This is a genomic window from Marinobacter sp. (assembly GCF_014859525.1).
In the GTDB taxonomy this organism is placed as follows: domain Bacteria; phylum Pseudomonadota; class Gammaproteobacteria; order Pseudomonadales; family Oleiphilaceae; genus Marinobacter.
Genome location: NZ_JACUUB010000070.1, coordinates 1 through 13,093 on the forward strand (window position 1 = coordinate 1; position 13,093 = coordinate 13,093).

General features: G+C 61.1%; 15 protein-coding genes. 1 reads left to right on the forward strand and 14 read right to left on the reverse strand.

The genetic code is table 11. The features are described from left to right. The first annotated feature begins 159 nt into the window (after window positions 1–159). On the forward strand, window positions 160–1,080 hold the full coding sequence (locus IBX51_RS12245) for a YeeE/YedE thiosulfate transporter family protein (protein ID WP_291831550.1): 921 nt from the start codon (window positions 160–162) through the stop codon (window positions 1,078–1,080). A 16-nt stretch (window positions 1,081–1,096) separates the two neighbouring features. Here the strand turns inward: IBX51_RS12245 and IBX51_RS12250 are convergent, their stop codons facing one another. From IBX51_RS12250 to phnF, 14 genes are all read right to left on the reverse strand, one after another. After that, on the reverse strand, window positions 1,097–1,945 hold the full coding sequence (locus IBX51_RS12250; RefSeq protein WP_291831551.1) for an EamA family transporter: 849 nt from the start codon (window positions 1,943–1,945) through the stop codon (window positions 1,097–1,099). Then, window positions 1,942–2,727, reverse strand: a complete 786-nt coding sequence (phnP, locus tag IBX51_RS12255; RefSeq protein ID WP_291831552.1) for a phosphonate metabolism protein PhnP — start codon at window positions 2,725–2,727, stop codon at window positions 1,942–1,944. Before phnP ends, IBX51_RS12250 begins: the two co-directional genes overlap by 4 nt. Next, entirely contained in the window at window positions 2,718–3,287 is a 570-nt protein-coding gene (gene phnN / locus IBX51_RS12260) for a phosphonate metabolism protein/1,5-bisphosphokinase (PRPP-forming) PhnN (protein WP_291831553.1), read from the reverse strand. Before phnN ends, phnP begins: the two co-directional genes overlap by 10 nt. Then, window positions 3,272–4,420: an alpha-D-ribose 1-methylphosphonate 5-triphosphate diphosphatase gene (locus IBX51_RS12265; protein ID WP_291831554.1), complete on the reverse strand. Its 1,149-nt coding sequence runs from the start codon at window positions 4,418–4,420 to the stop codon at window positions 3,272–3,274. The genes phnN and IBX51_RS12265 overlap by 16 nt, the downstream gene beginning before the upstream one ends. Then, on the reverse strand, window positions 4,417–5,163 hold the full coding sequence (phnL, locus tag IBX51_RS12270; protein WP_291831556.1) for a phosphonate C-P lyase system protein PhnL: 747 nt from the start codon (window positions 5,161–5,163) through the stop codon (window positions 4,417–4,419). Before phnL ends, IBX51_RS12265 begins: the two co-directional genes overlap by 4 nt. A gap of 11 nt (window positions 5,164–5,174) precedes the next feature. Then, complete coding sequence (locus IBX51_RS12275) at window positions 5,175–6,005, reverse strand: ATP-binding cassette domain-containing protein (protein ID WP_291831558.1); 831 nt, start codon at window positions 6,003–6,005, stop codon at window positions 5,175–5,177. After that, complete coding sequence (locus tag IBX51_RS12280; RefSeq protein WP_291831559.1) at window positions 6,002–6,901, reverse strand: alpha-D-ribose 1-methylphosphonate 5-phosphate C-P-lyase PhnJ; 900 nt, start codon at window positions 6,899–6,901, stop codon at window positions 6,002–6,004. Before IBX51_RS12280 ends, IBX51_RS12275 begins: the two co-directional genes overlap by 4 nt. Continuing rightward, window positions 6,891–8,036: a carbon-phosphorus lyase complex subunit PhnI gene (locus IBX51_RS12285; protein ID WP_291831560.1), complete on the reverse strand. Its 1,146-nt coding sequence runs from the start codon at window positions 8,034–8,036 to the stop codon at window positions 6,891–6,893. The genes IBX51_RS12280 and IBX51_RS12285 overlap by 11 nt, the downstream gene beginning before the upstream one ends. After that, complete coding sequence (gene phnH / locus IBX51_RS12290; RefSeq protein WP_291831561.1) at window positions 8,036–8,614, reverse strand: phosphonate C-P lyase system protein PhnH; 579 nt, start codon at window positions 8,612–8,614, stop codon at window positions 8,036–8,038. Before phnH ends, IBX51_RS12285 begins: the two co-directional genes overlap by 1 nt. Beyond that, window positions 8,607–9,098 (reverse strand): phosphonate C-P lyase system protein PhnG, encoded by a 492-nt coding sequence (gene phnG / locus IBX51_RS12295; RefSeq protein ID WP_291831562.1) that lies wholly within the window; start codon window positions 9,096–9,098, stop codon window positions 8,607–8,609. The genes phnH and phnG overlap by 8 nt, the downstream gene beginning before the upstream one ends. 63 nt (window positions 9,099–9,161) lie before the next feature. Further along, window positions 9,162–10,187, reverse strand: a complete 1,026-nt coding sequence (phnE, locus tag IBX51_RS12300) for a phosphonate ABC transporter, permease protein PhnE (RefSeq protein ID WP_291831563.1) — start codon at window positions 10,185–10,187, stop codon at window positions 9,162–9,164. Beyond that, window positions 10,187–11,020 (reverse strand): phosphonate ABC transporter ATP-binding protein, encoded by an 834-nt coding sequence (gene phnC / locus IBX51_RS12305; protein ID WP_291831564.1) that lies wholly within the window; start codon window positions 11,018–11,020, stop codon window positions 10,187–10,189. Before phnC ends, phnE begins: the two co-directional genes overlap by 1 nt. Before the next feature lie 54 nt (window positions 11,021–11,074). Next, window positions 11,075–12,025, reverse strand: a complete 951-nt coding sequence (locus tag IBX51_RS12310) for a phosphate/phosphite/phosphonate ABC transporter substrate-binding protein (RefSeq protein WP_291831565.1) — start codon at window positions 12,023–12,025, stop codon at window positions 11,075–11,077. 51 nt (window positions 12,026–12,076) lie between these two features. Then, the gene (gene phnF / locus IBX51_RS12315) at window positions 12,077–12,805 is read right to left on the reverse strand and encodes a phosphonate metabolism transcriptional regulator PhnF (RefSeq protein ID WP_291831566.1); all 729 of its coding nucleotides are present in this window, start codon (window positions 12,803–12,805) and stop codon (window positions 12,077–12,079) included. Between the last annotated feature and the right edge of the window lie 288 nt (window positions 12,806–13,093).

A 13,093-nucleotide genomic window follows, 5' to 3' on the forward strand; every position in this document is an offset into this window, starting at 1 on the left:
TCATGGCATTTACGCCGGATTGCTGGGGCAGCTCAAGGGAGCGCTGGAGGGTTAAGGAATCAGGACTGCTGCGGTGCAACCCCGTTTTGCGTAGCGCCCTGTGGTAACAATTACCCTGTTTGCGTGTCCTGTGCATCAGGATATGGAGGCAGGGTACTCATGTTCTCAGTTGTAATCGCATTGACCATTGCCGCGGTGATTGGTTACACCGCCCAGGTAACAGGTCTCTGTATGGTCCGTGGCGTCAACGATTGGATCCGGGGCCGGCGCCTGCGCCTGACGGCCATTCTCATGGCTGGATTCTGGATCTATCTGTTCACCCCTCTGATGGTTTATCAAAACCACTCCTTTCTGGCGGTTTACCCATTTCACTGGTCCATCCCTCTTGGCGGTTTCGTGTTCGGTCTTGGCGCGGCCATTAACGGCGCCTGTTCTATCTCTACCGCAACACGTCTTTCCAGTGGAGATCTTCGCATGGTGTTGACTATGCTGGGCTGGCTGGCGGGATGGGTCGTGCTGATCATGGCAGACGTGGAACCGGACCCACGCAGAACAACCTACCAGCTCGGGTTTCTGCCCTGGTTTGCGGTGGCCTCTCTGGTACTGGCGTCGATACTGGTTTACTGGAAGTTTCATTACCGCTGGCGAATGTGGAGCGGAATCATGGTGGTGGGGATTTTTGCCGGCGCGCTTTTTCTGTATGAGCCAGCCTGGTCACCCAGTGATTTCGTGCGGGATGCGGGGCTGAATCTGATGACAGCTGCCTCGCCCCCGCCATCGTTCCTGCGGGCACTGATTCTGTTCACCATGTTATTGGGTATGACCGTGGGCGCCTGGCGTTTCGGGCGCTTCCGGTGGGTGTTGCCCGCCGACGGCGAAACCGGCAAACATCTGGGCGGTGGGGTTTTGATGGGGGCCGGGTCTGCGCTTGCGCTGGGCGGCAATGATTTCCAGTTGTTGCTGGCGTTGCCGGCACTGTCCCTGGCCAGTATGTCTGCATTGGCAGGGATGCTGGCGGGGATCTGGCTGGGTATCCGAAAACCCTGGAAGGATCGTGGGCTCCTGTCCTGGCGCAGCTAAAAAGCATCGAAGGGGATTACAGCGCCAGAAGCAGTAACCCGATACAGATAACCACCGACCCAGCAATGCGCCACTTCGCCCGTTGTTTTTCTCCGAACAAATAGATAGACGCCAGGGTTGCCAGCACGATGCCGGTGTTGGAATAAGCGACCACCTCTGCCGAGGGCAGAAAGCGCATGGCGTGGATCACCAGTGCGTAGGCAAGGCCCACGCACAACCCGCCAATCACGATGACAGGCAGCGACAGCCGCTGGGGCGGCGTCCAGCGGCCGGTCTGTTGTCGCAAGGCCAGGGTCAGCACCACAAAGGCGGCGCTGTACCCCACCGATATAAACCCGATGATCGCAGCGAACCCGGGCAGTTGGCCGGTCGCCAGCTTGTCGGAAATGGAATAGACACTGGTACACACCATCGCTACAAGTGCCCAGGGAATCGCAGCTTTCTCGCCGCGCCCGGGTTGGCTGCCCGCCAGAATCATCAATCCGGCAACACTGATCAGAATGCCCAGCCAGCCCATCAGGCCGGGCGATTCGCCGGTCAGTATCAGCCACCACAAGGCAATGAGAACCGGGGAGCTTCGTACCAGTGGGTACACCATGGCCACTGGCGCGTGTTTGTAGGATTTCCACAATCCAAAAAAATACAGGGCGTTTGCGCTGGCGGATAGGGCCATCAACCCCAGAAAGTCGGTTGACCAGGCATTGGCCTGCCACAGTGCATAAAACCCCCAGGGCGCCAGCAGTATCAGGTGCGCCAGCAATGCCCACCACAGCGGCCAGGCCGCGCCGGGCTGGTGCCTGGCGATCAGGTTCCAGAGCACGTGCATCAGTACCGATGCCGCCAGCGCGACGGTGGCGCTGATCATGCCGGGGAATGGCTGGTTGAGATGTCGAAGCCCAGATCATCCGCTGCCGGCGTCACATTTTCCGGCAGAGTGCTGGCGTTGGCCATCAGCCAGCAGTCGGTCTCATGACCCAGATGGGTCAGCCAGCCCTGTTCCGCGCCGCTGCGCTCAATCATTGCCAGTGCAGCGGTGACATCGTTGTGGTTCTGCGGTGCTTTGCCGGAGACATCGGCGGGCGGGTGGCTGCAATCCACCGCTATGTGGTTCGGGCACCATCGCCTGAGGAAATCGGCCGACGCCTCCGGTAGACCGAGGGTATCGGTCAGATAGGCAAACCGGGCGCCGCTGCGGTGGCCGATGGCGTAGCCGAAGGTGAGTCTGGAATGATTCAGCGGCAAGGGCGTCAGGCTGAAGTCGCCGAGTTCCAGCGCCTCAAACGTTTTAAGGTCAGAGATGTCCAGAATGCCGGGGTGCTTGAACAGATCGGCGAAACCGTCTGTGTCCGGCGGCCCGTAAACCGGTATCGACTCGCCTTTACCCCAGCGCAGGTGCAGTAACCCCTGAACGTGGTCTGGATGGTAGTGGGTGAGCACAATGGCACTGAGTTCACCCGGCTCGAAGCGATCGTGCAGGTCCATCAGGCCGGCATCCAGCAATATCTTGTGGTTGCCGTCTTCAACCAGTGCCGAGCAGGGCCTGCGAACGTGCCTGTGGTTACGTTTTGCCCGCTGACAGGCGGGGCAGTTGCAGCCGAAGCGGGGCACACCGCCGGCGCCGCCGGTGCCAAGAAAGGTTACGCGCATGCGCCCTGCCTCCTGTGCTGGTTGATGATGGCCAGTAATCGCTGGCCGGCGGCCTCTGGCGAGTGGGTGTTATCTACCCGCAGGCAGCCTTCCTCTGCATCCAGGTCGAACTGACTGTTGCGGCTCAGCCGTAACTCAATGTCCTGCAGCGTTTCGCGACCGCGCTGGGCCAGCCGTTCCCTGAGCACGTCCGGGGACACCTCGATCAGCACCGGGCAGAGTTCCGGATAATTCTGCAACGCGGTCTTCAGATAGCCCCTTGAGCCGTTCATCACAACGGTCAGGCCCTTGGCCAGCCATTGATTGATCTCGATACCAATGCCGTAATGGCAGCCGTGGCTTGCCCAGCTCATGGCGAAGAGCCTGGCGCGCTGGCGCGCCAGGAATTCTTCTTCTGTCAGGGCGACATGGTTCTCACCACCGGCGGAGGCCGGCCGGGTGATGTAGCGGTGGGCAAAACAGACATCAGAGTCCTGGCCCAGCTGTTGCCGGGCCAGGTTGATCAGGGTGTCCTTGCCACTGCCTGAGGGGCCAATCAGGTAGATCAGTGTGCCTGCCATCTTAAAACCTCCCTGCCACCGGACCAGACCTGGCGTGCCTGGGCCAGGAGCCCGGTGCCTGCGATGGCAATCAGATCTGCCCGCCTACCCGGCGTAATGGTGCCCCGGTCCTCAAGCCCGGCGGCTCTGGCCGGATTGCGGGTGACCAGGGCGAAGGCCTGTGGCAGCGAGAGGTGGCCGTCTTCTACCAGCCGCAGTACCGAGGGTAACAGCGCCGCCGGTGAGTAGTCGCTGCACAGGCAGTCGGCCACGCCTTCTTTAACCGCATCCAGCGCCTTCATATTGCCAGACTGGGACGCGTTGCGCAGGATATTCGGTGCGCCAAACAGGGTGGACAGGCCGTTTTCCCGGGCCGCCACGGCCGTTTCAAGGTTGACCGGGAATTCCGATATGCGGGCACCAAGGCCTTTTAGTACCGTGACCTTTTCCGCGCTGTCGTCATCGTGGCTGGCCAGGGGAACCCTGTGATGGCGGGCCTGCCCGGCAAGCTGTTCCATGCGGGCCATGGCACCACGGGCGGCGGCGCGTTTCTGGTCCAGAATGGCATCCACATCATCCGCAGAGGTCTTGTAGGTTTTGGCCAGATAAGCCCGGTAGGCTTCTACATCCCGGAACTGGCCCTGGCCCGGGCTGTGGTCCATGAAGGACAGCATCTGCAGGGCACCTTCTGCCAACAGGGCATTCAGGATCTCCGGGGCACTTTCATCGGTGACTTCGTAACGGGCATGCACCCGATTGTCGACCATGCCGTTGGGCCGGTGTCGGGCCATGGCCCGGGCCAGATCGGCAGCCACCGCGTTGTTGCGAACGCCCAGCTCGTGGTTGGCAAACGACAACGCGTGGTAAACGGTGGTGATGCCCGCCACGGCGTTGCGTTTGTCTGCCAGGGCGGCGGCCAGCTCGAACGGAAAATGCACGTTGGGCCGGGGTTCGGCTTCTTTTTCCAGGGCATCGCAGTGCAGGTCGATCAGGCCCGGCGCCAACAGACAGCCCTGAAGGTCCACCTGTTCGGCACCCTGTGTGTCCGTCGGCCCAATGGCGGCAATGGTGCCGTTTTCGATCAACAGATCGGCCTGCTCTTCGATAGTGTCTTCCAGAACGATGCGGGCGTTGGTCAGTAATTGGCGTTTCATGATTGCATGGCCTCCAGGGCGGGAGTTGATTGGGTCAGGCTTCGGGGTGGTGCCAGCCGGTATTCGGCATCGGCCAGGGCCGTGACCAGTTCCGGGTCATGGAAAATGGCGACCATGGCCACACCGGCCTGTTTGAATTCCCGCAGCAGGTCGATCACCTGGCCGGTAGTGGCTTTATCCAAGCTGGCGGTGGGTTCGTCCAGCAGGAGCAGGCGTGGTCTGGCAATAAGCCCCCGGGCCAGGTTGACCCGCTGCTTCTCGCCGCCGGAAAAGGTAGCAGGGGGCAGGCGCCACAGCCGCTCCGGCACGTTCAGGCGCCTGAGCAGTTCACGGGCCTGTGCTACGGCATCGGCAAGGGCTATGCCCCGCAGAATCAGCGGTTCGGCTACTACTTCGTCCGCCGGGCGGCGGGGAACGCAGTGCAGAAACTGGGTCACAAAACCCAGTTCACTGCGGCGCAGTTGCAGCATGTCCTGTTCGCTGATCCGGGCCAGGTCGACCACCTCGCCATCGGCCTGGCGAAAGTGGATGCTGCCCTGGCTGGGCAGATAGGTGCGGTAGATGCACTTCAGCACCGATGATTTACCGGCGCCGGTGGGGCCGGTCAGGGCTGCCAGCTGGCCGGGAAAAGCCAGCATGTTGACGTCTGAGCAGGACGGTACGATTTCGTTCTGGGCGTGCAGGCTGAACTGTTTGGCCAGGCCCTGCACCTCAAGAATCGGTGTGTCAGAAATAGCTGTCATGGTGTTTTGCCTCACAGGGTGGATGCCACCAGTTGCTGGGTGTAGGCGTGCTGCGGATCTTCCAGGATCTGATCGGTCAGCCCGGATTCAATCACCCGGCCGTATTTCATGACCAGGGTGCGGCTGGCCAGCAGACGGATCACGCCCAGGTCGTGGGTGACCACAATCATCGCGGTTTGCAGTTCGTGCTGGATTTCCAGAATCAGGTCGAGAATTTTCGCCTGTACCGACAGGTCCAGCCCGGTGGTCACTTCATCCAGGTACAGCAGCGGTGGCCGCGTGGCCAGGGCCTTGGCAATCTGGACCCGCTGTTGCATGCCGCCGGAAAACTGTTTGGGCGATTCGTCCATGCGGCTGACCATCACATCGGTGCGGGTAAGCAGTTCGCTCGCCCGGCGGCGGATGTCGCCGTAGTGGTTGAGATCGTTCATCAGCAGCCGCTCGGCAATGTTGCCACCGGCGGAGATGTTGAAATTCAGGCCCAGGTTCGGGTTCTGGTACACCATGCCGAAGCGGTGATTGCGCAACCAGCGCTGTTCCGCGCCGTTGAGGTTGAACAGTTCGTGGCTCTGGTCGTCGTCCCGGAAGGTGGCGCGGCCCCGTGTGGGCGCCTGGTCGAAATACAGGGTTTTCACCACCGTGGATTTGCCGCTGCCGGATTCCCCCATGATGCCGAGAATTTCCCCCGGCTGGAGGCTGAAGCTGACATTGGCGGCTGCAACAACAGAGCCGCAGGCGGGGCACACGTTGGTGTCGTGCTCCGGGCCGGTCATGTCCAGGCAGGATGGGCACTCGGTGCCGTGGATGCGGGTCAGGCCCTTTACGTCAAGAATCGGGTTCATTGGGTCACCTCGCCGGCTTCTGTGCTGGCTAACTGGCGGTTGCAGTAGTCGGTGTCGGAGCATTGCCAGGCCTTGCTGCCGTCTTCCAGGTTCAGCTCGTCCAGGAAGCTGTCGGTGCAGCCGCAGCGGGCACAGGCCCTGCGCTGGCCGTCAGCGTCATAGAAGTTCTCGGTACGGAAGGGCACGTCATCAAACACCAGGGGGTCGGCGTTGGTGTAGGGTGGCACCGCATAGATTTTCTTTTCCCGGCCGGCACCAAACAGCAACAGCGCCTTGGACTGGTTCAGCCTGGGCACGTCGTAGCGCGGGATCGGGCTCGGGTCGATCACGTAGTGGCCGTTGATCCGTGTGGGGTAGCGGTGGGAGATGGTGATTTCGTCGAACTTCACCAGATCCTCATAGAGTTTGGTCAGCAGGCGGGCGTAATCCCCTTCGCCGTGCATGATTTTCCGCTTGGCCTCTGACGGTTCCACAATCACCAACGGGTCGGGATAGGGCACCTGGAAGTTCAGCACCTGATTTTCCCGCAGGGGAATCTCCGGTACACGGTGGCGTGTCTGGATCAGGCTGGCTTCGGTGGTGCTCTCGGTGGTGGAGACCTCGGGGCAGGTCAGCTCTGCAAACTTGCGCAGGTTCACCGCGTTCACGGAGTCGTCCGAGCCCTGGTCGATCACTTTCAGGGTGTCATCCGGGCCGATCATGGACAGGGTCAACTGCAGACCACCGGTGCCAAAGCCCCGGCCCATGGGCATTTCCCGCGAGGCATAAGGCGTCTGATAGCCGGGAATGCTGATGGCCTTGAGAATGACCCGGCGGATTTCCCGCTTGGCGAACTCATCCAGAAAGCCAAAGCCGTAACTGTCCTGGCTGTTGGGCAGTCGGTAATTAGGATTCATGGGTTTCCTCCTGTGGGGTTTCACCGCGCGCCTGGTACTTTTCCCGAGTGGAACGTAGCCGGTCCATGTCGGACTGGAAGGTGACGTAGTGGGGCATTTTGTAGTGGTTGGCAAAGCCCATGGAGTCCACGCCGTCGATGTGCATCAGCACGAACTCCGGGTCTTCGGAGGGGTTTTCCGGGCCGTCCCGCATGCCTTTCTGCAGGGCGCGATCCAGGATGGCCATGCTGATGGCCTTGGTTTCATTGTGGCCAAAGCAGGCACCGTAGCCCAGAGTGAACTCCGGGGCGGCGTCTTTGGCGGATTCGGTGTCTTCCGGTTCGTACATGGCAATGACTTCGCATTCGGTCATCAGCACTTCACCGGCCTCGGTCAGCTCGCCGGTCACCGGGTGGGGCAACATCACCGGCAGGTAGCCGACCCGTAGCTCGGCCACCGTGGGGTGAATGTCGCCGTAGCCGCGCATGTTGGAATAGGCAATGGCCAGCATGGAGCCGGTTTCTGCCCGGGCCATGGTGGCCAGTGCCGCCGACCGGCTGACCGGGAAAATCAGCGGGTCCCGGGTGATGTCGAACGCCGGGTTTCGCTGCTCCGCTTTGGGCGGCAGCAGGCGCTCTGAGCGCAGCGCGTCCAGCACTTTCGGGAAGCTGTCGGGCAGCGCCTCCTCCGGTGCGTTTTTCAGGAAGGTCGATGCCATCTTCCGGAACGGCTCGGGGGATTCCTCCGCCAGTTCAAAGCGCATCAGGCGCAGGGCGTAATCGTGGGTTGGCCCCAGCATCTGGCCGCCGGGAATGTCTTTGAACGCACTGGAAATCCGGCGGATCAGCCGCATATTGCCGGTATCCTGGGGCGGGGTTTCCAGCAGCCGGGGTTTGGTGGACCGGTAGGCCCGTAACGCAAAACCGGCCTCCAGGGTGTCGCCCTGCATCTGCTTGATCGCCAGGGCGGCAAGCTGGGGATGATACAGCCCGCCTTCGGACATGATGCGCGAGGTCAGCAGCCGGAGCTGGTGTTCAATGGCATTCAGGGACAAAGGCTCAGAACCTGAAACCGGCCCGCTGGCTCTGAGCGCTTCCAGGGCGTCGGCCGCCCCGTCGATGGCTTTTTCGCCACCTTTGATTGCTACGTAACCCATCAGTTGGTTCCTCCGCGGATCCGGGTCGTGCGCGGCAGTGCCACGACCTGAGTGTCGTCCACCAGAATCAGGTCGGCGCCCATCGGGAAGTTCCGGTTCCAGCGCGCTCTTTCTGCCAGCCACGCGCGGTTCAGGCCGCTGACGGCAAGCGCCTGGGTGTCCTGTATGCCGGGCCCTTCAAGCATCAGCGGGAAATCGTTGGTGCTTTCCAGGCTGGCCACGCGAACAATGATGGTTGCGCCCTGCTCTGGCTCGGCCAGGCTGCCCAGTGCCGGCGCAAAGTCGGGTGCACGGCTGCCGTCGGCAATAATGAATCCGGCGTTTTCAAGGCTGGCTTCGCGGATGCCCAGCCGCCGGATATCGGCTGGCTGAATCAGTTGGTCCGGGTCTGCCAGACTGACTTCGTTGTCGCACAGAACGGCGGCAATGCAGGTTGGTCCTGTAGCATCGCTGCACAACGGCAGTGGCTGGCGCCGCCCGGGGAAGGAAAACGCACTCATCAGTGCCCGGAACGCCCGTTGTTGATAAAGCGGGCTCCAGACGCTGTCGTGCTGTTCGGTAGTCAGGGGATTATTCATCGTCGTCCTCGCTTCCATCACCCAGCAGGGAGAAATCCACCCGGGTGGTGGCCAGAATGGCATTGCGTTCGGCCCGGGTTTCCAGAATCGCAGCGCGACCGGTGTTCAGCAGGTCAAGCGCCTGTTCATGTTTTGGCAGCCGCTCTGCCAGGGTGGCATCCAGCACGGCCAGTGCCCGGGCCAGTGACTGGCGGTCATCCAGCAGGCGCGCGCCGCCTTCGGAGCGGGTGCCATCCGGCGCGGTCACCTCCACATGGGCATGGCTGACCGGCACTTCGCCCAGAAAATACAGATCGTTCAGGGCGGAATCCGGCAGTTTGAGCAGGCCAAGGCCGTTTTGCGGCAGGGTGACGTCCCTGACCTCGCACAGGCCGGCTATATCAGCGGCCAGCGCTTCGGTCTGTTCTGCGGGAACAGCGGACCAGTAGCGAAGCCACTGGCTGCGGGCGGGTGGCCAGCTTTCCCCGGTTGCAGAAATAGTCATGGTCGATAGTCCTTGTGATTCAGATGTCTATACATGTTGCTGTGTCAAAAAAGGGGTGTGCGTTCAGATCATCCGGGCACGAATCCGTGCAGAAATCTGGTCGAGAACAAACACGAACAGGAAAATGGCAATGAGGATGGTCATCACATGGCCGTAGTCGTACATGTCAAAGCGCCCCTTGAGCTCCTGGCCGATTCCCCCCGCGCCCACCAGTCCAATAACCGTAGCCATGCGCAGATTGCGGTCGAGTATGTAGGCCGTGTAGGCAACGTACTGGGGAAGTACCTGAGGCATGACGGCGTACCACAGGGTTTTGATCTTTCCGGCACCGATAGCTTCAAGGGCCTCCTGCGGATGCTTGTCGGCGTTTTCGATATCTTCGGCGTAGAATTTTCCGAGAAAACCGGCGGCGTGCAGCCCCAGCGCCAGTACCCCGGCGATTGGGCCGAAGCCATAAGCCAGCACCAGGAACAACGCCACAATCAATTCCGGCACAGAGCGCAGCAGGCTGATCAGGCCACGGGCAATGGTGTAGGTCGCCCGGTTTGGCGAATAATTGCTGGCGGCGAACCAGGCCAGCGGGATCGACAGCGAAACCGCCAGCAGCGTGCCCCAGAGCGCAATTTCCAGGGTCTCGATCATCTTGACGAACACGGTCTGCACATAACCCATTGGCCGGTACAGCACCTCGATGGTTTCGGTGGTGGTTTCCAGTTCCAGGGTGTCTGTGTTCAGGCGCTGACGCACCGTTTCCGTGGATTCGATCCGGCTGAACCAGGGCAGGTTGTCGGTATCAAGGTCGCCCAGGCGGGCCGCTTCTTCGGAGGTGGCGAGGGTCGGTGGCCACATGGAATCGGCGACCTTGCCCAAACCGCGGACAACCTGAGAGTCATCGTTCAGGCCGACCAGGTTACCCACGGCCTCGGTGGTCATGGCCAGCATACGGTCCATTTCCGTGCGCTGACCGGTTACCACCAGCAAGACCAGCAACAAAACGGCAATCACCAGATGCTTCAGGCGGAAAGGCTGGTCCAGGTGCCAGTTAAGGCGAGCATCCTTCGGCGGCACCGGAATCGGGCGGGTAATCATTACGCACCTCCCATAGCGGCATGGCGCGCCGGTTCGGCTTCTGCTTCCGGGTGATCTTCCCGTGGTTCTCCATCACCCCAATCGGCATTGTGGTAAAGCCGGTTCAGGCGCTGTTCGTCGAACTCGTCGGGGGTTCCGTCAAACACGACCTCGCCGTCTCGCATACCGACGATGCGGTCACCAAATTCACGCGCGAGATCGACCTGGTGCAGGCTGCAGATAACCGTGGCATTCAGGTCTCTGGCGGCATCCCGGAGCAGAGCGAGAATGTCGCGGGAGATTTTGGGGTCCAGGCTTGCGACCGGCTCGTCTGCAAGGACGACTTTGGGATCGAGCATAAAAGCCCGGGCAATGCCCACGCGTTGTTGCTGTCCGCCGGACAGTTCTCCCGCACGGCGGCGAAGGTGGTCTGGCTTCAGACCGACGCGCTCCAGATAATGACAGGCTTTGGCTCGTTGTTCCGGATGGAACCAGCCGCACAGCGCCCGGGCCAGTGAGACGTCCGGCAGGGCGCCGGACAGAACGTTGGCTGCCACACTGGCGCGGGTCGCCAGATTGAAGTGCTGGTGGATCATCGCCACTTTTTTGCGCAGGGCTTTCTCCGTACCAGGTGTCAGTTCAATGCCGTCTACGTTCACCTTGCCTTCTGTGGGTTGCATCAGGCCGTTAACCGCGCGTAACAGGGTGGACTTACCGGCACCGGAGGGGCCAAGAATGACGCAGAACTGACCTTCCGGTACTTCAAGGTCGACGGTGTTCAGGGCGCGGGTGCCGTCGGGCCAGGTTTTGCCGATGCCGTTCAGCTGTACCATGGTTTGCGGTGTTGCGTTCATGGTGCTTTCTCCTTCTTCAGTGCCCGCCGCTTTGGCGGGCACAGGGTTCGGTGATCAGCGGGCGTTGCCGGCTGCCAGAATGTTCTGTTTTACGTCGCGAGTGACGGCGTTGAGCATGTCGCCGACTTCTGCCATGGATTCTTCGCTGACCTCGCTGGTGTAGCGGTCAACGCGCTTGCCGCCGTAGCCCCGGATCTGCTCCGGTGTAATGCCGGGCAAGGTGTGAACGCGGTTGAAAGCGTCCTGCAGGCGGGCTTTGATGCTGGCATCCACGTGCGGCTGGATCGCCAGTGGCGGGTAAGGCAGAGGAGCGCTTTTGGCGACGATGCGCACTTCGCTGGCACTGATGGCACCGGCGTTCAGGGCTTTCTCATAGGAGTCAAAAGAGGCACCGCCAACATCCACCAGGCCCTGGGCCAGTGCCGACAGCACGTTGGCGTGGCTGCCAGCCATGGTCACGCTGCCGGTATCGCGTGCCGGGTCAATGCCTTCACGCAACAGCATGGCCACCGGGATGTTGAAGCTGGAGGTGGAGTTGATGTCGCCCAGCGCCAGCTTTTTGCCGCGCACATCCTGCAGCGTATCGATGCCGCTGTCAGTGCGGGCAAAGATGCCTGAATAGTAAACAGACTGGCCATCACTGACGGCCATGGCGAGCAGGTCGGCACAGCCGAGTTGGTGAGCCTGCAGGTAGCTGACCGGGCCAAACCAGGCAATGTCGGCAGCGCCGTTGCACATGGCTTCGACCACTGCGCCATAGCTTTGCCCTACCCTGAGATTGAAGTTCAGACCCGTGGCGCCGGCAACGGCGTTAAAGATCGGCTGGAAGTCTTTTCGGGTGCCGTCTTCCGTGCCGCCATCTGCCGGTACCAGGACCACGCGCAATGGGCGATCCGCTGACCCGTCGTTGACGGCAGAGAGCGCGGAGGCTGAGGCAAATGCCGTTAGCATGGCGCACAGACATACTGAGATGAATTTGAGTGGTGTGGGCAGTTTCCGATACATTAGATGAGCTCCCGTAGGGTGTGATTCAGGCATGAGACCGTTAGCAGACAGTCATGGGTTGATGCACAGTTGGATCCGGTCTGCGCGAAACCGGGTAATCACGTACTCGAGCGGGGTCAGATCCTGCTCATGCACGTTGGTACTTTTTACCCGCAGCACGGGCTGGGTTCTGGGCATCGCCAGAAGGCCTGCGTCATCGCCCTGCGGGAGCATCGCCGTTACCAGGCTCTGGACACGCTTGAGTGAGTAGCCATAGTGCTCCGCCAGAAAGCCGTGCAGAGAGCCGCCCTCATAGTCATCCCGGACTTTCGGGAATCTGGCTTCCGGCAGAAAGTGAGAAATAATGCAGAAGGGCGAACCATCCACGGTGCGCACGCTTTCAATCCAGATCACCGGCTCCCCCACCTCAATACCCAGGCGTTCCGCCACCCGTTCGATGGCAGGCAGGACCTGTTTGCGAACCACACGCCCGCCCGTGGACGCGCCCATGGCGGTCAGGTTTTCGGTAAACCGGGTGTCAGAGCCGAGCGGGTAGTCAATCTGATTGTTAATCACGAATACCCCACGCCCGTGCTGGCGCTCCAGCAGGCCATCGGCAACCAGCAGGTCAATGGCGCGCCGGAGTGTGTGGCGGTTAACGCCAAAGCGATCCGCCATTTCGTTTTCCGAGGGCAGCATATCGCCGGGGGCGTACTGGTTCAGAACGTCGCGCTCCAGGTGCCGGGCAATCTGGCGGTAGAGGGCGTAGCCGGTTTCGCGTTGCAGGGTGTAAAGGCTCATAGACATGTCTATACAAGTTGATTTGTCTACGAGCTTAGGGAGGGTTTGTTACAGCACGGTGATGGTTGTGTGAAGGTTGTTGGGGGGAGTCCGTTTTGGGCGATTCGTGGACTCAGCCTTTTGCCTTTGCTATCGTCGTGCGATTGAGAGTCAATCGTTTGGCCGCAGGAAGTGTGGTCTCCTGACTTCTCGATACTAAACGGATTTAGTTTATCAAGGATGAATCATGCTCAAGGCAAGCGGATTGCAGTTCACCGCCCGTGTAGGCGAATTCCCCTCAGATCACTT